At 73.9% G+C, this 18,302-nt stretch carries 19 protein-coding genes; 6 read left to right on the top strand and 13 right to left on the bottom strand.

Annotation, left to right across the window (positions count from 1 at the left end):
- Nucleotides 1–69: 69 nt before the first annotated feature.
- Both ACZ6CZ_RS04660 and ACZ6CZ_RS04655 read left to right on the top strand, forming a co-directional pair.
- Entirely contained in the window at nucleotides 70–1,323 is a 1,254-nt protein-coding gene (locus ACZ6CZ_RS04660; protein ID WP_469016518.1) for an arsenic transporter, read from the top strand.
- A 95-nt stretch (nucleotides 1,324–1,418) separates the two neighbouring features.
- Nucleotides 1,419–1,907 (top strand): universal stress protein, encoded by a 489-nt coding sequence (locus tag ACZ6CZ_RS04655; RefSeq protein WP_469014527.1) that lies wholly within the window; start codon nucleotides 1,419–1,421, stop codon nucleotides 1,905–1,907.
- A 30-nt stretch (nucleotides 1,908–1,937) separates the two neighbouring features.
- Here the strand turns inward: ACZ6CZ_RS04655 and ACZ6CZ_RS04650 are convergent, their stop codons facing one another.
- The 5 genes from ACZ6CZ_RS04650 to ACZ6CZ_RS04630 all read right to left on the bottom strand — a co-directional run bounded on the left by ACZ6CZ_RS04650 (nucleotide 1,938) and on the right by ACZ6CZ_RS04630 (nucleotide 7,300).
- Entirely contained in the window at nucleotides 1,938–3,839 is a 1,902-nt protein-coding gene (locus ACZ6CZ_RS04650) for a ricin-type beta-trefoil lectin domain protein (protein ID WP_469014524.1), read from the bottom strand.
- Nucleotides 3,840–4,065: 226 nt separating this feature from the next.
- Nucleotides 4,066–5,034: an aldo/keto reductase gene (locus tag ACZ6CZ_RS04645; protein WP_469014519.1), complete on the bottom strand. Its 969-nt coding sequence runs from the start codon at nucleotides 5,032–5,034 to the stop codon at nucleotides 4,066–4,068.
- Between the two features lie 40 nt (nucleotides 5,035–5,074).
- Complete coding sequence (locus ACZ6CZ_RS04640; RefSeq protein ID WP_469014515.1) at nucleotides 5,075–5,671, bottom strand: flavoprotein; 597 nt, start codon at nucleotides 5,669–5,671, stop codon at nucleotides 5,075–5,077.
- Between the two features lie 99 nt (nucleotides 5,672–5,770).
- Nucleotides 5,771–5,971, bottom strand: a complete 201-nt coding sequence (locus ACZ6CZ_RS04635; RefSeq protein WP_469014512.1) for a ferredoxin — start codon at nucleotides 5,969–5,971, stop codon at nucleotides 5,771–5,773.
- A gap of 12 nt (nucleotides 5,972–5,983) precedes the next feature.
- Nucleotides 5,984–7,300 (bottom strand): cytochrome P450, encoded by a 1,317-nt coding sequence (locus ACZ6CZ_RS04630; protein WP_469014510.1) that lies wholly within the window; start codon nucleotides 7,298–7,300, stop codon nucleotides 5,984–5,986.
- 201 nt (nucleotides 7,301–7,501) lie between these two features.
- On the opposite strand from ACZ6CZ_RS04630, the gene ACZ6CZ_RS04625 reads away from it, so the two are divergent.
- Nucleotides 7,502–7,951, top strand: coding sequence for a nitroreductase family deazaflavin-dependent oxidoreductase (locus ACZ6CZ_RS04625; protein WP_469014507.1), 450 nt, complete (start codon nucleotides 7,502–7,504; stop codon nucleotides 7,949–7,951).
- Nucleotides 7,952–8,031: 80 nt separating this feature from the next.
- Here ACZ6CZ_RS04625 and ACZ6CZ_RS04620 read toward each other — a convergent pair whose 3' ends face one another.
- Complete coding sequence (locus ACZ6CZ_RS04620) at nucleotides 8,032–8,952, bottom strand: cation diffusion facilitator family transporter (protein WP_469016516.1); 921 nt, start codon at nucleotides 8,950–8,952, stop codon at nucleotides 8,032–8,034.
- Nucleotides 8,953–9,334: 382 nt separating this feature from the next.
- On the opposite strand from ACZ6CZ_RS04620, the gene ACZ6CZ_RS04615 reads away from it, so the two are divergent.
- Both ACZ6CZ_RS04615 and ACZ6CZ_RS04610 read left to right on the top strand, forming a co-directional pair.
- Nucleotides 9,335–10,354, top strand: coding sequence for a glutathione S-transferase family protein (locus ACZ6CZ_RS04615; RefSeq protein ID WP_469014505.1), 1,020 nt, complete (start codon nucleotides 9,335–9,337; stop codon nucleotides 10,352–10,354).
- Nucleotides 10,355–10,382: 28 nt separating this feature from the next.
- Nucleotides 10,383–10,685: a DUF4235 domain-containing protein gene (locus ACZ6CZ_RS04610; RefSeq protein WP_469014501.1), complete on the top strand. Its 303-nt coding sequence runs from the start codon at nucleotides 10,383–10,385 to the stop codon at nucleotides 10,683–10,685.
- Nucleotides 10,686–10,859: 174 nt separating this feature from the next.
- Here ACZ6CZ_RS04610 and ACZ6CZ_RS04605 read toward each other — a convergent pair whose 3' ends face one another.
- Nucleotides 10,860–11,252 carry a VOC family protein gene (locus tag ACZ6CZ_RS04605; protein ID WP_469014498.1) on the bottom strand — a complete coding sequence of 131 codons (393 nt, stop codon included), beginning with the start codon at nucleotides 11,250–11,252 and terminating at the stop codon, nucleotides 10,860–10,862.
- 364 nt (nucleotides 11,253–11,616) lie between these two features.
- On the opposite strand from ACZ6CZ_RS04605, the gene ACZ6CZ_RS04600 reads away from it, so the two are divergent.
- The gene (locus ACZ6CZ_RS04600; RefSeq protein WP_469014495.1) at nucleotides 11,617–12,648 is read left to right on the top strand and encodes a 7-epi-alpha-eudesmol synthase; all 1,032 of its coding nucleotides are present in this window, start codon (nucleotides 11,617–11,619) and stop codon (nucleotides 12,646–12,648) included.
- Between the two features lie 62 nt (nucleotides 12,649–12,710).
- Here ACZ6CZ_RS04600 and ACZ6CZ_RS04595 read toward each other — a convergent pair whose 3' ends face one another.
- The 6 genes from ACZ6CZ_RS04595 to ACZ6CZ_RS04570 all read right to left on the bottom strand — a co-directional run bounded on the left by ACZ6CZ_RS04595 (nucleotide 12,711) and on the right by ACZ6CZ_RS04570 (nucleotide 18,231).
- Nucleotides 12,711–13,949 carry a cytochrome P450 gene (locus tag ACZ6CZ_RS04595; protein ID WP_469014493.1) on the bottom strand — a complete coding sequence of 413 codons (1,239 nt, stop codon included), beginning with the start codon at nucleotides 13,947–13,949 and terminating at the stop codon, nucleotides 12,711–12,713.
- Nucleotides 13,946–14,551 (bottom strand): GTP-binding protein, encoded by a 606-nt coding sequence (locus tag ACZ6CZ_RS04590; RefSeq protein WP_469014490.1) that lies wholly within the window; start codon nucleotides 14,549–14,551, stop codon nucleotides 13,946–13,948. Before ACZ6CZ_RS04590 ends, ACZ6CZ_RS04595 begins: the two co-directional genes overlap by 4 nt.
- Nucleotides 14,532–14,903 (bottom strand): DUF742 domain-containing protein, encoded by a 372-nt coding sequence (locus ACZ6CZ_RS04585; protein ID WP_469014488.1) that lies wholly within the window; start codon nucleotides 14,901–14,903, stop codon nucleotides 14,532–14,534. Before ACZ6CZ_RS04585 ends, ACZ6CZ_RS04590 begins: the two co-directional genes overlap by 20 nt.
- Nucleotides 14,900–15,310: a roadblock/LC7 domain-containing protein gene (locus ACZ6CZ_RS04580; RefSeq protein WP_365703184.1), complete on the bottom strand. Its 411-nt coding sequence runs from the start codon at nucleotides 15,308–15,310 to the stop codon at nucleotides 14,900–14,902. Before ACZ6CZ_RS04580 ends, ACZ6CZ_RS04585 begins: the two co-directional genes overlap by 4 nt.
- A complete protein-coding gene (locus tag ACZ6CZ_RS04575; RefSeq protein ID WP_469014485.1) occupies nucleotides 15,307–17,112 on the bottom strand; it encodes an ATP-binding protein in 1,806 nt (601 codons plus the stop codon). The genes ACZ6CZ_RS04580 and ACZ6CZ_RS04575 overlap by 4 nt, the downstream gene beginning before the upstream one ends.
- A gap of 279 nt (nucleotides 17,113–17,391) precedes the next feature.
- Nucleotides 17,392–18,231 carry a hypothetical protein gene (locus ACZ6CZ_RS04570; RefSeq protein WP_469014483.1) on the bottom strand — a complete coding sequence of 280 codons (840 nt, stop codon included), beginning with the start codon at nucleotides 18,229–18,231 and terminating at the stop codon, nucleotides 17,392–17,394.
- Between the last annotated feature and the right edge of the window lie 71 nt (nucleotides 18,232–18,302).

Below are 18,302 nucleotides of genomic sequence, written 5' to 3'. Positions count from 1 at the left end.
GCGGCCCCGCAGCGGCGTCTGTTTTCATGGGCGGGCCGTACATGATCGTCTGTTCCGGAGGTACCGGCCCTGAACACCCCGCTCGCCGAGACCCTGTCCGTCCTGCTGCTCGCCGCCGTGCTGGCCTGGGCCGTCGTACGGCCCCACGGATGGCCGGAGGCGGTGCTGGCCGTGCCCGCCGCGGGCATCGTGATCGCCACCGGCGCCATCTCGCTGGACCACGCCAGGGCCGAGGCGGAGCGGCTGGGGCCGGTGGTCGGCTTCCTGGCGGCGGTGCTGGTCCTCGCGCACTTCTGCGACGTCGAGGGGCTGTTCCAGGCCTGCGGGGCCTGGACGGCCCGCTGGGCGCGGGGCCGTCCGGTGCGGCTGCTGACGGCGGTGTTCGTGCTGGCCTCGGCGATCACCGCCGTGCTCAGCCTGGACGCGACGGTCGTGCTGCTGACGCCGGTCGTGTTCGCGACCGCCGCGCGCACGGGCGTCCGGCCCAAGCCGCACGTGTACGCCTGCACCCATCTGTCGAACACGGCGTCGCTGCTGCTGCCGGTGTCCAATCTGACCAACCTGCTGGCGTTCGCGGCGAGCGGGCTGAGCTTCACCCGGTTCGCCGCGCTGATGGCCCTGCCCTGGCTGGTGGCGATCGGCGCCGAGTACGTGGTGTTCCGGCGCTTCTTCGCGCGGGACCTGGCGGCGGCGGCACCGTCGGCCGGGGACGGCGGCGAGGCACCGCGGCTGCCGCTGTTCGCGCTGGTGACGGTCGGCTGCACGCTCGCGGGGTTCGTGGTGGCGTCGGCGTTCGGCGTCGATCCGGCGTGGGCCGCTGCGGCGGGGGCGCTGGTGCTGGCCGGGCGGGCGCTGGTGCGGCGGCAGGCGGGCGTGGGCACCGTGGTGCGGGCGGCGGCACCGTCGTTCCTGGCCTTCGTCCTGGCGCTGGGCATCGTGGTGCGCGCGGTCGTCGACAACGGTCTCGCCGGCGCGCTCGGCCGGCTGCTGCCCGGCGGCGAGGGGCTCGCCGCGCTGCTGGGCGTCGCCGCGCTGGCCGCCGTCCTGGCCAACGTGATCAACAATCTGCCGGCGGTGCTGGTGCTGCTCCCGCTGGCCGCGCCCGCCGGTCCGGGGGCGGTGCTGGCGGTGCTGCTGGGGGTGAACATCGGCCCGAACCTCACCTATGCCGGGTCGCTGGCCACCCTGCTGTGGCGGCGGATCGTGCACCAGCACGAGCACGACGTGGACCTCGGCGAGTTCAGCCGGCTGGGGCTGCTGACCGTGCCTCCGGCGCTGGCCGTGGCGGTGGTGGCGCTGTGGGGGTCGTTGCGGGTCCTGTGACCTGACGGCCCCGGTGCCGGCCGATGTGCGAGGTGGCGGGTGCGGGGCCGAGCGGTGTGGCAGGTTGTGAGTGAGCGTGGAGGAGGCCGACCGGTATGCGGGTGATCGCCTGGCTCGTCGAGGGCACCTGGCCCGCCTGTGTGGACGCCGTGGACACGCACGCGTCCCACGCGGACGAGGTGGTGCTGCTGCACGTGAGCGGGCCGGACGTGCCCGGGGTGGCGCACGGCGCGTTCGCCGGGCTGCTGGGCCGCGGCCCGCGCGGTCGGGACCCCGGTGACCGGCTGGCCGACCTCGGCGGCACCTCGGCGGCCGAACTGCTCGACGCGGCGGCCGGGCGGCTGGGCCGGCCGTGCGTCCGGGAGGAGCGCGGCGGACGCGTGGAGCGCGAGGTCGTCGCGGCCGCCGAGGGGGCCGGGCTGCTGGTGGTGGCCCGGGACGGCGACCGCAGCCGGCTGGGCCCGCACAGCCTGGGCCCGGCCGCGCGGTTCGTCGTCGACCACGCACCGTGCCCGGTGCTGCTGGTGTGGCCGGAACCGGCCCCGGATCTCGGCACCATCCCTCCCCCGCCGCACCACCACTGACCTGCCGCGCCCGGGGATCGGCGCCGCTCCTCAGCGCCCGCGCCGGTGACCGCCACCGGAGCCTCCGCCGCCTCCGGAGCCGTGTCCGCCTACCCCGCCGTCCCCGTCGCAGAAGGCGGGGTAGGCGTCGCAGAAGTCGGGGCTCGCGGTGGTGGACGGGGCCGCAGGGGTGGCCGGGGCGGTCGCCGTCGGGGTGGCTGCCGGGACCGGGGTCCTGGTGGCAGCAGGGCCGGCCGGGGCCGACGGGGCCGTCGGTGGCGGGGTGCTGCTGTCGGCCCAGTCGACCAGCTGCATGGCGAGGTCGGGCTGGGCGGTGTCGACGGTCCAGCGCTGGGCCGGGCTGTCGGCGCGGGTCTTGACCACCAGGGCGCCGGAGCCGTCGGTGGCGGCCGGGACGAGGGCCAGGTCCTGGTTCCAGCGGGGTACGAGGGCGCCCTGGAGGGTGAAGTCGTAGCGGATGGAGCGCGCGGCCGCCCGGCCGGCGCCGGAGCAGGGGGCGAGGCGGACCGAGTAGCCGAGGTGGGAGTCCAGGCACAGGCTGGGGGCGGAGGCGTTGCGCAGCAGTCCGTCGGTCTCGTAGACCCACTGCGCGCTCGCCGCGGCGGAGCAGGTGGCGAGTTCCGTCTCCGCGCCCTTGACCGCCTTCTTGCCGGCGACGCCCAGGCAGAGCCCGGACGCGAGGTTGTGCAGGCGCCCGCGCAGGGTGCCCTGGGAGGTGCGGCCGCGGCCCGCCCAGGAGGGGGCCGGGGTCGGTGTGGCGGACCCGGCGGGATGCTTGCCGGCGGTGGGGGCGGTGTCGTCGCCGGAGCCGAGCACGGACCACAGGATCAGCGGCAGCACTACCAGCCCGCTGACGGCGGCCGCGCCGAGGACCAGGTTGCGGCGGCGGACCCGGCGCACCGCTCGGCGGGCGGCGCGGCGGGAGCCGGCCGGGCCGGCGGGTCCGGTGCCCGCCGGGCGGGGCGCGCCGCGCTCCCGGGCCGGTGCGGTCGGATCGGCGGCGGTGGGGACGGCGGCGGTGAAGGATTCGCCGCCGGAGGGTGCGCCGGCCGTGGCGGGGGCCGGGACCGCGTCCGGCGCCGGGGGCTCCTCGGTCCGCGGCAGGGCCCGGGACTCCAGGTAGGCGCCGGCGCCCCAGCCGAGCACCGCCTCGGCGAGCGCGAGGCCGAGCCCGGCGTCGAACTGGGCGAGCTGGTCGGCGGTGGGGCGGCAGTGCCGGCAGCCGGAGAGGTGGCGGCCGAGGTCGGGGTCGATGTCGACGCCGCCGCGCCGGTAGGTGACGTCCAGCAGCCGCAGATAGCGCCGGCACTCGTCGTCGGTGGCGAGTTCCCGGTGGACCTGGAGGCACTCCTCGCGCAACCGCTCCCGGGCGCGCCGCAGTTCGACCCGGGCGCCCTCCTCGTCCAGGCCGAGCAGTCCGGCGGGCACCGCGAGGGGCTCGGCCTCCACCTCGGTGTGCCACAGCACGGCCCGGGCCGACTGCGGCAGCCGCTGGAAGGCCCGGGAGAGCGTGCGCCGGCCGGCCGGCGGCAGCAGCCGGGCCGCCACCCGCTCCGCCGGGCCGGCGGTGTCCGGGCGCAGGTCTGGGTGGAGCAGTTCGCGGCGCCCGTCGCCGTCCCACTCGGCGGCGATCCGCCGTACGGTGACCAGCAGATGGGGCCGCCAGGCCGCGGTCGGCCCGGCCTGGCGCAGCGACTCGCCGAACAGGCGGGTGAAGGCGGCGGTGGTCAGCATGCCGGCGGCGCGCGGTCCGTCGGTGCACAGCCGGGCGTAGGCGAAGGCCGCTTCCCAGTGCCGGTCGAGGAGTTCACCGACGGTGTGCAGCGCGGGCGCCGATCCCGTCCACTTTCTGAGTTCGGCGCTCAGCTGCTCGTCGGTGACGCCGTACGGCCGGCCGGGAACCGGGGAATTCGACAGGCCTGCGTCATTCACGACTGCATTCCTCCAAGACGGGCGCATACCGCGGAGGAATGAATGGTCCGCACGCCGACAGCGCACACCTTGGCACAGGCCGGGAGGGCGGAACAAGAGAACGCGGGAATGTGCGTAAGTCCTGGCCACCCGGCTTGTTCAACGAGTTGTCAATGAGCTGTCGGCGGCGGCTTCCTGTCGACGCCGTGCCTGATAAGCCGTTCCTTTCCGCGGCTTGTGGAATACCTCAGTGACCGCTGACGGCACGCGGGGTGTACGGCTGCTGGAGTTCCTCGGCCTCCTCGTCGGACAGCTGGAGTTCCACGGCGGCCACGGCGTCCTCGATGTGCCCGGGCCTGGCGGCTCCCACGATGGGGGCGGCCACGGTGTCCTGCCGCAGCAGCCAGGCGAGGGCGACCTGCGCGCGCGGGACGCCCCGGCGGTCCGCGATCCGGGTGACGGCCTCGACGATCGAGCGGTCGCTGTCCAGGTAGAGGCGGCCGCCGAAACCGTCGTTGGCGCTGCGTTCGGTCACGGTGCCCCAGTCGCGGGTGAGGCGGCCGCGGGCCAGCGGGCTCCACGGCAGTACGGCGACGCCCTGGTCCGCGCAGAGCGGCAGCATCTCCCGTTCCTCCTCGCGGTAGAGCAGGTTGTAGTGGTTCTGCATGGAGACGAACTTCGTCCAGCCGTGCAGCTCGGCCGTGTACTGGGCCTTGGAGAACTCCCAGGCGTACATCGAACTGGCCCCGATGTAGCGGACCTTGCCCGCCTTGACCAGGTCGTGCAGCGCCTCCATCGTCTCCTCGACGGGGGTGGCGTGGTCGTAGCGGTGGATCTGGTAGAGGTCGACATGGTCGGTGCCGAGGCGGCGCAGGCTGTGGTCGATCTCGGTCATGATCGCCTTGCGGGACAGTCCGCCGCCGTTGGGGCCGGGCCGCATCCGGCCGTGCACCTTGGTGGCCAGCACGACCTCGTCGCGGTCGGCGAAGTCCCGCAGCGCCCTGCCGACGATCTCCTCGCTGGTGCCGTCGGAGTAGACGTTGGCGGTGTCGAAGAAGTTGATGCCCGCCTCCAGCGCCTGCCGGATCAGCGGGCGTGAGGTCTCCTCGTCGAGGGTCCACTCGTGGGCACCGCGGTCGGGCAGGCCGTAGGTCATGCAGCCCAGACAGATCCGCGAGACGTCCAGGCCGGTCGAACCGAGCTTCACGTACTGCATCGTCGCTGCTCCCCCTTCGGGTCGGTTACCACCCGGGAGCCTACGACGGCGGCGGGTCCGTACGGTGCCCGGTGCCCGGCGCGGTCGCGGTGCCGGTGCCGGACCGGCCGGGCCCGAGCAGGTCCAGCGCGCGGCTCCAGCCGAAGTCCGGGCGCCCGCCGTCAGCGCCGGGCGCCCCCGAGTACGGCTCGCCGAAGCGGACGCCCATGCCGCCGAGCCGGGCCAGGCTCTCCCGGTAGGCGGGGTGGGCGGCCAGCGCGTCCGCGACGCAGGGCAGGACGGCGATCGGGACGCCGAGGCCCGCGGCCTCGCACAGGGTGCCGAGGGCGAGGGTGTCGGCGATGCCGGCGGCCCACTTGTTCACGGTGTTGAAGGTGGCGGGGGCCACCACCACGGCGTCCGGCGGCGGGAAGGGGCGGGGGTCGGCCGGGGTGCGCCAGGCGGTGCGCACGGGGCGGCCGGTCTGCGCCCGGACGGCGTCCGTGTCGAGGAAGCCGCCGGTCGCGACCGGCGTGGCGATCACCCCGACCTCCCAGCCGCGCCGCTGCGCGGCGGTGATCAGCGTCCCGACGTCCGCGGCGATCCCGGCGGCGCAGACGACGACGTAGAGGAAGGGCTTCCCGGCGGCTTCGGTCATCCGGGCACCTTACTCAGCGGCGTGCGCGCGGGGCGGGGCCGTTCGGGGAAACCCGGCTCGGGCGGGTGAGGGGTCGCCCGAGCCGGGAGCGCGCCGGGGTCAGCCGGCGGTGTCCGTGACGGTGATGGCGCTCACCGGGCAGGCGCGGGCCGCCTCCCGGACCATGGGGCCCCGGTCGCCGTCCTCCGGGCCGGGCAGGAGCGTGCTGTAGCCGTCGTCGTCCTGGGTGAAGACGTCCGGGGCGGCCAGGGCGCACTGGCCCGCGCCGATGCAGGTGTCCTTGTCGATGTCGATACGCATGGCAGGAGCCTCTTACCAGGTCACGGGGAGTTCCAGCATCCCCTGGATCGTGTCGCCGGGTTTCCAGGGGATCTCCCGCGCCGGCGCGGCCAGGCGCAGCCCGGGCAGCCGCCGCAGGAGGGTGCCCAGGGCGATCTCCAGTTCGGCGCGGGCCAGGTTCTGGCCCAGGCACTGGTGGATGCCGAAGCCGAACGCCACGTGGTGCCGGGCGGGCCGGTGCCAGTCCAGCGTGTCGGGGTCGGTGTAGACGGACGCGTCGCGGTTGATGACCGACGTGGCGAACGCCACCCCGTCACCGGCCCGGATCAGGACGCCGGCCACCTCGATGTCCTCCAGGGCGATCCGCAGCAGCCCGTCGACGATCGACAGCGTGCGCATCAGCTCCTCGGCCGCGTCGGGCAGCAGCGCGGGGTCGGCGCGCAGCTCGGCGAGGCGGGCGGGGTGCTGGAGCAGGGTGTAGGTGCCCAGCGAGATCATGTTGGCGGTGGTCTCGTGTCCGGCGACGAGCAGGATGAGGGCCAGCGAGACGACTTCGGCCCGGTCAAGGGCGCCCTCGCGCAGCCGGCTGTGGACGAGCTGGTCCAGGATGCCGTCGCCGGGCTCCGGCCGCGCGCTCTTGCGGTCGACGAGGTCACCCAGATAGGCCTCCAGCCGCGCCCGGGCGTCCAGGCTGTCGGCGGCGGCCGGGCCGCGCAGCAGCCGGCGGGACTGCGCCTCGAAGAACTCGTGGTCGCTGTACGGCACGCCGAGCAGGCCGCAGATCACCATCGAGGGCACGGGCAGCGCGAAGGCGGTGACCAGGTCGGCGGGCGGCCCCTGCGCGATCATGGCGTCCAGCAGGCCGTCGACGATCCGCTGGACGGCGGGGCGCAGTTCGGCGGCGCGCCGGAGGGTGAACGAGGGGACCAGCATCCGCCGCTGGACGCGGTGCTCGGGGTCGTCGACGCCGACCAGTGCGGGCCGGCGGCCGCGGGCGGCCGCGAAGCGGGGGGTGAGGGCGGGGAAGCCCGGACGGCCGCGGTCGCTGGAGAGGCGGGGGTCGCAGAGCAGGGCGCGGGCGGCGGCGTGCCCGGTGACCAGCCAGACGGGGCGGCCGTCGAACAGGGTGACGCGGGCCAGGGGCCGGCCGTCGCGCAGCGGCTGGTAGCCGGGAGCCGGGTGGTAGGGGCAGGTGCGGTCCTGGGGGAACGGGACGGGTTCGGCCGGCCGCACCGCGCCGGAGCCGTCCGGCGGCTCCGCCGCTTCCGTCGGTTCCTGATCCGTGCGTTCCGTGCGTGCCGTGGGTGCGGTGGGTTCCGTGCGTGCCGGGTGTTCCGTCGGTGCCGTCATGGGAGACCTCGCAGACGAAGAAGTGCGTCGTGCCGATCCCCATTAGATGCCCCAGGCATCTATATGGCGACACGAAGTTCGGCCAGACCGGTGACGGTCGCGAGTTGGCCTAGGTGCGTGGGGTGGTACGGATGATCCGGGCGACCGCCCGCGTTGCACGACCCGACAGGACGATCCGCGAGAGCGAGGAGGACGAAGCCCATGCCTCTTGAGGGCGAGTACGAGCCCAGCCCCACCCAGTGGGTGCGCGACCAGGTGGAGTTGTACGAGAGTTCGGGCGGGACCGAGGGAACGACGCTCCAGGACACCGGGCTGCCGGTGATCGTGCTGACCACCCGGGGCGCCCGCAGCGGCAAGATCCGCAAGACTCCGCTGATGCGGGTGGAGCACGACGGCACCTACGCCGCCGTCGCCTCCCTGGGCGGCGCGCCCAGTCATCCGGTCTGGTACCACAATGTGAAGGCCGATCCGCACGTCGAACTGCAGGACGGGCCGGTCAAGCGGGACATGAGGGCCCGTGAGGTCACCGGCGAGGAGAAGACCGTGTGGTGGGACCGGGCGGTGGCCGCCTTCCCACCGTACGCCGAATACCAGGAGAAGACGTCCCGGGAGATCCCGGTGTTCGTCCTGGAGCCGGTGGACGGGAGCTGATTTCCGGCCGGGAAGCGGTCCGTTTCAGATAAATCTGCGGTACGGACGCATGAACCGATTCCCGGCCGGGCACCGGTGCGTCAGGCCCCGCCGCGTTCCCCCGTCGCGGCGGGGTCCTTGCGTGCCTCGCCCGCGGGGCGGTCCGTGACGTCGAGGAAGATCTGGTCGGCCTCCGGAACGGTCCGGGTGATCGAGTGCTTGATGCGCACGGAGACCTCTTCCACCCGCTCGCTGTCGAGCCCCGGCACCAAGTCGATCCGGGCGGCCACCAGTGTGGAGTCCAGGCCCATCTTCATGGTGAACAGCGCCTCCACGCTGTCGATCTCCGGCTGCGCCCGCAGCAGCGACCGGATGCGGCCGCTCAGCTCCGGGTCGGCGGCCTCGCCGATGAGCTGGTCACGGGCGTCACTGCCCAGCCGGTAGGCGACGTACACGAGCAGGGCGCCGATCGCCAGCGAGGCGGAGGCCTCCCACACGACCTGGCCGGTGACCATGTGCAGGGCCATGCCGATGATGGCCAGGGTGACGCCGAGAACCGCCGTGCCGTCCTCCGCGACGACGGTCCGCAGCGCCGGGTCGCGCAGATCGCCCAGGCTGCCGCCCTGCGCGCGTACCTGGTGCACCGCCCGGTACAGGGAGGCACCCTCGGCGACCAGGGCGACACCGAGCACGACCAGGCCCACGACATAGCCGCTGATCTCCTCCTCCGCGCCGCTGCGCAGGGCCTCGTAGCCCTGGTAGAAGGAGAAGCAGCCGCCCATGACGAAGATGCCGACGGCCGCGAGCAGCGACCAGAAGAACCGCTCCTTGCCGTAGCCGAAGGGGTGCCGGGCGTCGGCGGGGCGCCGGCTGCGGCGCAGCGCGGCCAGCAGGAACACCTCGTTCAGGCTGTCGGCGACCGAGTGCGCGGCCTCCGACAGCAGGGCGGGCGAGCCCGCCACGACGCCGCCGACGGCCTTGGCGACGGCGATCACCAGATTGGCGGCGAGCGCCACCAGCACGGTGACCTTCGTCTTGCGGTCGTCCTCGCCGGCGCCGCCGTCGTCGGCCGCCCCGGCATCCTCGGTCTGCCCGGAGCCCTCGGTCTGCCCGGAGTCCCCGGTCTGCCCGGCGTGCTCCGTGCGCTCACTGTCCCCGGCGCTCCCGTTGCTCCCGGCGTCCCCGGTGTTCCCGGTGTGCTCCGTGTCCTCGGCGTCGTGCCCGCGCGTTCGCGTGCGACTCGTGTCCACCGTCCCAGCCCCTCCCTCGGCACTCCGCTGCGGACGGTTCCGTCCACGCTTCGCCGACTGCCCGGCGGGGGACGGATCACGCAGTGCCGACGGCGGAAATCGGGGAACGCGGTCACCGGGAGCACTGCCCCGGCACATCCGGCAAGGAGGACACATGAGCGGCGACGGCAACCGCGGATACGGGCACAAGCCGTTCAAGCGGTCCACGAGTCACTTCGCGGACCGGATCACGGCCGACGGCCGCGACGGCTGGCCGGTCGCCGCCGGGCGCTACCGGCTGGTGGTCAGCCGCGCCTGCCCCTGGGCGAGCCGGGCGGTGATCTCGCGCCGGCTGCTGGGCCTGGAGGAGGCCCTGCCGATGGCGGTCACCGACCCGGTCCAGGACGACCGCAGCTGGCGGTTCACACTGGACCCGGACGGCCTCGACCCGGTGCTCGGCATCCGCTTCCTGAGCGAGGCCTACGACAAGCGGGAGAGCGGCTACCCGGGTGGTGTGAGCGTGCCCGCCGTCGTCGACGTACCGAGCGGGCGGCTGGTCACCAACGACTACCAGCGCCTCACGCTCGACCTCGCCACCGAGTGGGGCGCGCTGCACCGCGAGGGGGCGCCCGACCTGTATCCGGCGGCGCTGCGGGACGAGATCGACGAGGTGATGGCGGGCGTCTACGAGGACGTCAACAACGGCGTGTACCGGGCGGGCTTCGCCACCCACCAGCGGGAGTACGAGGAGGCCTGCACGGCCGTCTTCCGGCGGCTGGAGCTGCTTGCCGAGCGGCTGACGGGGCAGCGGTACCTCGTCGGGGACACGATCACGGAGGCGGACATCAGGCTGTTCACCACCCTGGTCCGGTTCGACGCCGTCTACCACGGCCACTTCAAGTGCAACCGCTGGAAACTGGCCGAGAACCGGGTGCTGTGGGCGTACGCCAGGGACCTGTTCCAGACACCGGGGTTCGGCGACACCGTCGACTTCGACCACATCAAGCGGCACTACTACCAGGTCCACAACGGCATCAACCCCACCGGCATCGTGCCGCTGGGCCCGGACCTCGCCGGCTGGCTGAGCCCGCACCACCGGGCGGAGCTGGGCGGGCGGCCGTTCGGTGAGGGCACCCCGCCCGGCCCGGTGCCGGCGGGCGAGACGGTCCCGGCCCCGGCAGACCCGGCGTCCTGACGAGGACGCCATCACGAAGGAGAGACGCGTGGCGAAGAACAAGAAGAAGACCCTCCCCCTGGCCTACAAGCCGGTCGGCTTCGTGCTCAGCTGGGCGGGCGGTGCGCTGGCCGGGATGGCCTTCCGCAAGGCGTGGATGGCGATCCGCCACGAGGAGGACGCGCCCGACGCGCTGGACCCGGACCGCGGCTGGGGAGAGGTCCTGCTGGCCGCGGCGGTCCAGGGCGCCATCTTCGCGGTGGTGCGCAGCGCCGTGGACCGCACCGGCGCCAAGGCCATCGAACGGTCGACGGGCGTCTGGCCGGCCGCCGACAAGGGCGGCCGCGACTGACCGGGGCGAGCGCGGGACACCGTCCGGGCCGGCACGAACGTGCCGGCCCGGACGGCGTTGTCAGCAGGTGTGAGCAGGGGCTCCCCTGTCTGCCCAGGGCCCGTCGTTCGGATCAGGTCGGCTGAGCGGAACTGCGCCTTTCGCGCGACGCCGACATGATCCGAACGACAGGCCCTAGCCCTGCTTCGGGGCCGTGGAGGGGACGAGGCGCAGGGTGAAGGAGTGGCCGGCGGGGTCGGCGTACCCGCGTTCCTCGTACTGGCCGCTCGCGTCCTTCGTCTCCAGCGCCCGTCCGCCGAGCCCCACCACCCGGCGCTCCGCCGCGTCCAGGTCATCGACCAGGAAGTCCAGGTGGGCCTGGAGGGAGTTCTCCGGGCGGGGCCAGCTGGGCGGAACGGCGTTGACGTCCCGGCGGAAGCCGAGCCGGATGCCGTCGGCGCCGCGGACCTCCACCAGGTTGGCGGAGGCGGCCGTCAGTTCACCTTCCAGGAACTCCTTGTAGAACTCGGCGAGTTTCTCGGGTTCCGCGCAGTCGAGCACCACGATGCCCGCCTTGACCACTGCCATGTCGCCTCCGGGGATGCCTGCGTGTCCTGGGGTGTGGGTCCTGGGTGTGGGTCCTCCCCCTGCGGATATCCGCGACCGCCGGATTCAGTCGGCCACCGCCCGCTTCCCCGGTACGCCGCCTCTCCCGCGCGCCGGCTCCCCGCCGTGCGGAGGGCGCCGGAGTGTACGCGACTCAGGAGGCTCGGGCAGTAACAGACGTCACGGTGGTGTCACGGTGTAGATCATTTACGCTCTGGGCAGCCTCGTACCGCTTCTCGGTTCAACTGATCGGCGCCGAGGGGCAGTTCGCGTGTCCGGGCGGCCCGTACGGTCGCTCGTCCGCAGGGCGGGGGGACTCTGCGTGCCGTCTCCCGAAAGGAAGCACATGCCTCAGGACGTCCGGTTCGACCTGCCCTTCGACACTCCCGTCAGCCCGCACCTGGAGTACGCGCGCTCCCGGCACCTGCGCTGGATCTGGGACATGGGCCTGGTGCGCAGCGAGGCCGGGTTCGAGGAGTACCGGTCGTGGGACCTGCCGCAGGCGGCCGCGCGCACCTACCCGCACGCCTCGCCCGAGGACATGACCGTCCTGATGAACTGGTTCTCCCTCGCCTTCCTCTTCGACGACCAGTTCGACACCGGCCGGCCCGACCGCGCCGACCGGATAGCGGAGGTGGCGCGGGAGCTGATCGTGACGCCGCTGCGTCCGGCCGGCAGCCGTCCCCGGGTGGTGTGCCCGATCACGCTCGCCTGGACGGAGGTCTGGCAGCACCTCTCGGATGGCATGTCCCTGACCTGGCAGACACGGTTCGCGGCGTCCTGGGGCCGATTCCTGGTCGCGCACTGCGAGGAGGTCGATCTGGCGGCCCAAGGGCTGGCCGGAACGCTGAGCCTCGCGGAGTACACGGCCTTCCGCCGCCGTACCGTCGGCATCCACCACAGCATCGACGCCGGTGAGCGCAGCCGCCGCTTCGAGGTGCCCGCGCAGGTGCAGGCGCACCCGCTGATGGAGCGGATGCGGGACCTGGCCGCCGACACCATCGGGTTCATGAACGACATCCACTCCTTCGAGCGCGAGCGGCGCCGGGGCGACGGGCACAACCTGATAGCCGTGCTCCACCGGGAGCGGGGCGGGACCTGGCAGGACGCCGCCGACGAGGCGTACCGGATGACCACCGCCCGCCTCACGGAGTACCTGGAGCTTCAGGGCCGGGTCGGGCGGATGTGCGACGAGCTGGGCCTGGACGAGGACGGGCGGGAGCGGGTGCGGATGGGCGTCGAGGCCGTCCAGCACTGGATCAACGGCAACTACGAGTGGGCGCTGACCTCCGGCCGGTACGCGGCGGCCAAGGAGGGCCCGGCGGCCGCCGCCGAGCTGGCCGGGCGGGGATCGGTGGACGACCTGCTCGCGGTGTGACGGGGCGGCGGCCGCGGGGCCGGCCGCCCCGGTGGACGGCCGGCCCCGCGGGCCGGCCGGTCTCAGACGGCGAACTCCACCGGCAGGCTGTCCAGCCGGGACTCCCACGTGGAGGCGGTGGAGGTGAGGTCACCCGGGTCCACCGCCAGGCGCAGGCCGGGCAGCCGGTGCAGCAGGACGTCGACGGCCGTCTCGATGATGGCCTGGCCGAGGTTCTGCCCCGGGCACTCGTGCGGGCCCGCGCTGAACGCCAGGTGGGACTGGTTGCCGGCGACCGAGGCCCCGGTGTCCGGGCGGATCTGCGGGTCGGTGTTGCCGGCCGCGAGGCCGAGGACCAGCAGATCGCCCTCCTTGACCGGGCAGCCGGCCAGGTCCAGGTCGGAGGTCGCGAACCGGCCCGGCAGCACGGTGAGCGGCGGGGTGTCCCACATGACCTGCTCCGCCACCGCGGAGATGTTCAGCTGGCCGCTGACCAGGCCGGAGCGCCGGGAGCCGTCGGTGAGGATCAGCTGGAGCGCCCGGGCCAGCAGGTTGCTGGTCATGGTGTGGGCGACGATCAGCACCAGGCGCAGGTGCTGGACCAGTTCGTCCTCGTCCAGGTCCGCGGGGTGCTCGATGAGCCCGGTGGCGAAGTCGGAGCCCGGCTCGGCGCGCTTGCGGGCGGCGAGCCCGGCGAGGACGGAGACGATCTTCTCGTTGTGCGCGTAGGCGTCCGCGCCGCCCTTGAGCAGCTGGATGCTGGACTCGGCGAGGGTGCGTCCCTCGCTCTCGGTGAGGCCGAACACCCGGGTGAGGGCCAGCATCGGCAGTTGGTCGGCGAAGTCCCTCACCAGGTCGGCGCGGCCGGTGTCGGCGAAGGCGCCGATCAGCTTGCCGGCGTAGTGCGTGACATGGCGGCGGATGCCCCGGCCGGCCACCTTCTGGAGGTTGTCGGTGACGGCGCCGCGCAGTCTGCGGTGCGGTTCGCCGTCCTGGGAGACGCAGTCGGGGCGCCAGCCCAGCATCTGGATCAGCGGTGAGGTGTCGGGAACCCGGCCCTCCTTCCAGTCCCGCCAGATCCGCGAGTCACGGCTGAACTGGAGCGGGTTGTCGAGCACCCGCCGGTTCTCCCGGTAGCCGAGCACCAGCCAGGCCGGGATGTCACCCTCCAGCAGGACGGGGGCGACGGCGCCGTGCTCCCCGCGCAGCCGCGCGTAGATGGCGTGCGGCCCGGTTCGGGCCTCCGGGCCGTACAGCCGGGTGGTCCCGGCGCCGTGCGCCACCGGGCAGCCGCCGGAAGCCTGGGGGCCGGGCGCGTTCATCGGGACTCCAGAGCGACGGCGGAGCGTTCCTGAAGGTGGCGGACGAGCGCGACGAGGACATCACGGCTGGAGGCCCGGTCGCGGGCGTCACAGGCGACGACCGGGATGGAGGCGGGGATGTCGAGGGCGTCCCGGATCTCCTCGACGGGGTGCTCCCGCGAGTCGGGGAAGACGTTCAGGGCGATGACGAACGGCACGTTCTGCCGCTCCATCTCCTCGATCGCCCGGAAGCTGGAGGCCAGGCGCCGGGTGTCGACCAGGACGACCGCCCCCAGCGCCCCCTTGAACAGCCCGTTCCACAGGAACCAGAACCGCTCCTGGCCCGGGGTGCCGAACAGGTACAGCGTCAGGGTGTCGTTGAGGCCGATCTTGCCGAAGTCCAGGCTGACGGTGGTCTCGGCCTTGTCGGCGACCCCGACGAGGTGGTCGACGCCGGCCGTCGCCTGGGTCAGGGTCTCCTCGGTGGTGAGCGGCTTGATGTCGCTGACGGAGCGGACCATGGTGGTCTTGCCGGTGCCGAAGCCCCCGGCGATCATCACCTTGACCGAGCGGATGCCCCCCTCGGCGGGCCGGCCGGGATGGTCAAAGCCTTTCAAGTCCACTGAGTACCTCCTGAAGGAGCGCGAGGTCGGGCCCGCGGCCGGCGTCGTGCGCCGGGATCGGGTCACGGGCTTCGATACGGCCTGCGTCCAGCAGATCCGCCAGCAGCACCGCGAGAATGTTGAAGGGCAGTCCGAGGTGGGCGCCGAGTTCGGCCACCGACAGCGGTTCGCGGCAGCGCCGGACGATCTCCTCGTGCTCGTACTGCATGCCCGGTGCGGGTGCGGCGCGGGAGACGACGAGGGTCGCCACGTCGAGGCTCGACGCGGACCCGCCCGGTCGGCTGCGGCCACCCGTGAGGACGTAGTAGCGCTCCAGACCGGACGGGTCCGCGGGCCGGCGGGGAGCACTCATCCAGAGTGCTCCTCCAGGCGCGGCGAGGTGCCGAGAAGTTCGCCCATCCGGCGGGACAGGTCCCGCATCTGATGGCCCAGCAGGCCCTGGTCGAGTCCCTCGCGGGCGAGGACGCCGAGATACGTCTCGACGCCCGCCCGGACGACGAACAGATGGCCGCCGTCGACCTCGATCATCGCCAGCCGCAGCTGTCCCGCGTACGTGGGGAACTGCTCGGCGACCGGCTGGGCGAGGGCCTGGAGGCCGGCCACCACGGCCGCGAAGCGGTCCACGTCGTCGGGGTCCTCGGCGCCGAAGGAGGTGATGGCCTTGCCGTCGCTGGAGGCCACGAGGGCGAAGCGGATCTCCGGGATGCTCTCCACCAGATCGCGGAGCGCCCAGCTCACGTCGGTTCCCTGTTGCGTCATGTGGACCAGTCGCTCTCTTCAGTGCGGTACTCGGCCGGCCCGCGTCCCGTCGCGGGGCCGGCGTCGGCGGGGGTCGCGCCGTCGCGACCGGTGGGGCCGGGGCCGGGTGCCCCGGGGGCCGCGGAGGGCGTCCGCGGGGCGGCCGGCTCCTCGCGGCCGGCCGTCGCGAAGGCGGCGAGGCCGGTGAAGGACTCCTCCGGCGGGACCGCGGCGAAGGCGGCGGTCCGGGTGCGGGCGGGGTGCGCGTCGCGCTCCGGCTCGCGGTGCCTGCTGCGGCGCCGGGGCAGGCCGCCGGGGGTGGTGTCCACGCTCTCCTCGGCACCGGCCGCGGCGTGCTGTCCGGCCGGGGCGGCGACGGCCGCGGGTGCGCCCTCGGCGGCGGGGTGCGCCGCCGGCTCCGCGGTGGGGGCCGTGGCGGGGGCGGGGGCCGCGGGCAGCGGACTGAAGTACTTGTGCGGGACCACGACCACCACCGAGGTGCCGAGCCAGGGCGAGTCCGCGAAGGTGACGCGGATGCCGTAGCGGCGGGCGAGGGCGCCGACGACGCGGAGGCCGAGGTTGGCGTCCTCCGAGATGCCGCCGAGGCCGGGTCCGGCCGCGGTGCCGGCGAGGGACTGCTCCGCCTCGCGCTTCTTCTCCTCGCTCAGCCCCTTGCCGGAGTCCTGGATCTCGATGCCGACGCCGTTGGGCACCTCCTTGCCGGAGACGAGCACCGGTTCACTCGGCGGCGAGTAGCGGGCCGCGTTGTCGAGGAGGTGGGCGAAGATCAGCGTGAGGTGGTCCACCAGGCCGCCGTCGACGCCGAGTTCGGGCAGGTGGCGCACCTCGACGCGGTGGAAGTCCTTGATGCGGCCGATGCCGCCGCGCACCACGCTCAGCAGGCGCTGCGGCTCCTGCCACTGGCGTCCGGGCCGGTCCGAGCCGCCCAGTACGCCGATGCTGGCGGCGAGGCAGTCGGCGGGGCCGATCTCCTGGTCGAGTTCCATCAGGCCGCGGGCCACGGCCGGCAGGCGTCCGTGTTCGCCCTGCATCTCGTGCAGCCGGCCGCGCAGCTTGCTGGTCAGCACGTGGATGCGGTTGCCGATGCTGATGACGGCCTGTTCGGCGGAGGTGGAGCGGTTGAACTCCTCCTCGACGCCGATCAGCGAGGTCCGCAGGATGCGCCGCAGGTCGGCCCGGAGAGCGGGGTCGAGCCCCGCGTCCTGCTCGGCGGTGGGCAGCAGGTCGTCGACGGCGTCACCGGCGCGCAGCCGCCGCAGTGCCTCGGGGAGGCGTTCACCGGCGAGGCGGGCGACCGCCGCACGCTCGCGCTCGGCCCGCTCCTGCCACCCGCGGGCACGCTCGGCGAGCTGGGTCTCGTAGGACTCGGCCTGACCGGCGAGGCGCTCCTCGTAGGTCCGGGCGTGGTCGGCGAGCTGGGTGTCGTAGGCCGCCGTCTGCTCCTCCAGCCGCGCCTCGTAGGCGGCGCCCTGCTCGGCCAGCCGGGTCTCCAGGGCGGCGCGCTCGGCGGAGAACGTGCGCTCCAGCGCGGCGACGTGCTGCTGCCACTGCTGGGAGTGCTCGGCCTGGGTGGTCCGGAAGGCGCCTTCGGCCCGGTGCAGCCGGCTCCGGGTGCGCAGCAGCAGGCGTACGCAGACGCCGCCGGCCGCGGTGGCCGCGGTTCCGGCCACGGCCACGGCTATTCGGTCCGCGCTCATGAACGTCGCGGCGACCGTCCCGCCTCCTAAGGCCAGCGGCATCAGCCACCAGCTGTACCAGGCGACAGGGGCCCGCGCCGCCGGTGGCGGAGTGGCGAGTTCCATCTGCATCCTTCGAAGCAACACAACGAACAATGGGGGGTGTGCACAGGCCGCCCTCGCAAGGACGCACCGCGGGACGGACCCTCGGGGCCCGTCAACTCGCGGTGACGGAGGGGAGCTTATCGGTTTCGCGGCCGGGAGGATCAACCTCGCCCACCCCTCGGCGGTGAGGGGTGGGTCACGCTCCGCCGTCACCCTTCAGGTCGACAAATCCCTTTGTTCGCATGGAACTTCGTCCTGAGGCCGCACCCGTACGCCCACACGCCCGGTCGGGCGCCGGGCTCAGGCGCAGCCGACGCCGTCCCGCAGGCGGGGCCAGGCCTCCACCCCGTCCGGCGTGCGGACGTACACCCGCGCCGGGTCACCGGTCACCCACAACCGCCGGTCGCGGTAGTGGAATCCGGTGTCGCGGGCGTCGGCGGGCAGCCGGGCGTCACCGTAGTACGGGGCCGTCAGGCTGTCGTCGAGCACGCCTTCGGGGTCGCGGGCGTAGTGCCGGCCGTCCAGGTCGAGGAAGTGCGCCGACTGCCAGCCGCAGTGCTCGGCGCCGGGAGAGGAGGTGAGCTTCGAGACCGGGACCCGCCTGCCGTCGCGGTCCGTCCAGATCTCCCAGCCCCGTGACGCGGTCCAGCTCGCGGGGAGTTCGGCCGGATCGCAGGAGGCGCTGGTCTCCGGGCCCCAACCGGGGCGGTCCGGCTGGTCCTTGGCGACCACGACCGCGACCTTGGTGCGGCCGCCCACGTCGAAGGAGTACAGCACCCGGTTCGCCGTGGCGCGCTCCACGCGGTAGCCGTGGCCGGGCTGTTCCGGCTGGAACACGTCGAAGTAGAGGTCCAGGCCCTCCTCGGGGGTGTCCCCCGCCTCCGCCCGGCTCCATCCGTCGGGGCCGCTGCCGTCGTACAGTTCGCCGTCGCACTCCAGCGCCCGGCCCGCGGCGCCCGCGGCGCGGCGCAGCGACCCGGGGGCCGACTCGTCGGGCGTCCCCGTCGCCACGTACAGCGGGCCGCGGTAGGTGGTGGGCGGGGGTGTACCGCCGGACACCACCCGCACCCCGGAGCCGTCGTCGCAGGCCACCGCCGTCATGGCCGCCAGTACCACCACCGCCGCGAGTCCCGCGCGCATGCCTGCCCCCTGTGCCCCGGTGCCGTTCACGTCCCTTGGACGCGGGGACCGCGTGGAACGTTCGGTGTTCG

Source organism: Streptomyces sp. NPDC041135, assembly GCF_055592085.1.
This window is presented reverse-complemented; position numbering and strand designations above follow the sequence as displayed.

Coding starts and splice junctions, on each gene's coding strand:
- ACZ6CZ_RS04655 (WP_469014527.1), top strand. CDS start 1,419: ATGCGGGTGATCGCCTGGCTCGTCGAGGGCACCTGGCCCGCCTGTGTG.
- ACZ6CZ_RS04645 (WP_469014519.1), bottom strand. CDS start 5,034: ATGCAGTACGTGAAGCTCGGTTCGACCGGCCTGGACGTCTCGCGGATC.
- ACZ6CZ_RS04640 (WP_469014515.1), bottom strand. CDS start 5,671: ATGACCGAAGCCGCCGGGAAGCCCTTCCTCTACGTCGTCGTCTGCGCC.
- ACZ6CZ_RS04635 (WP_469014512.1), bottom strand. CDS start 5,971: ATGCGTATCGACATCGACAAGGACACCTGCATCGGCGCGGGCCAGTGC.
- ACZ6CZ_RS04630 (WP_469014510.1), bottom strand. CDS start 7,300: ATGACGGCACCGACGGAACACCCGGCACGCACGGAACCCACCGCACCC.
- ACZ6CZ_RS04625 (WP_469014507.1), top strand. CDS start 7,502: ATGCCTCTTGAGGGCGAGTACGAGCCCAGCCCCACCCAGTGGGTGCGC.
- ACZ6CZ_RS04615 (WP_469014505.1), top strand. CDS start 9,335: ATGAGCGGCGACGGCAACCGCGGATACGGGCACAAGCCGTTCAAGCGG.
- ACZ6CZ_RS04605 (WP_469014498.1), bottom strand. CDS start 11,252: ATGGCAGTGGTCAAGGCGGGCATCGTGGTGCTCGACTGCGCGGAACCC.
- ACZ6CZ_RS04600 (WP_469014495.1), top strand. CDS start 11,617: ATGCCTCAGGACGTCCGGTTCGACCTGCCCTTCGACACTCCCGTCAGC.
- ACZ6CZ_RS04595 (WP_469014493.1), bottom strand. CDS start 13,949: ATGAACGCGCCCGGCCCCCAGGCTTCCGGCGGCTGCCCGGTGGCGCAC.
- ACZ6CZ_RS04585 (WP_469014488.1), bottom strand. CDS start 14,903: ATGAGTGCTCCCCGCCGGCCCGCGGACCCGTCCGGTCTGGAGCGCTAC.
- ACZ6CZ_RS04580 (WP_365703184.1), bottom strand. CDS start 15,310: ATGACGCAACAGGGAACCGACGTGAGCTGGGCGCTCCGCGATCTGGTG.
- ACZ6CZ_RS04575 (WP_469014485.1), bottom strand. CDS start 17,112: ATGGAACTCGCCACTCCGCCACCGGCGGCGCGGGCCCCTGTCGCCTGG.
- ACZ6CZ_RS04570 (WP_469014483.1), bottom strand. CDS start 18,231: ATGCGCGCGGGACTCGCGGCGGTGGTGGTACTGGCGGCCATGACGGCG.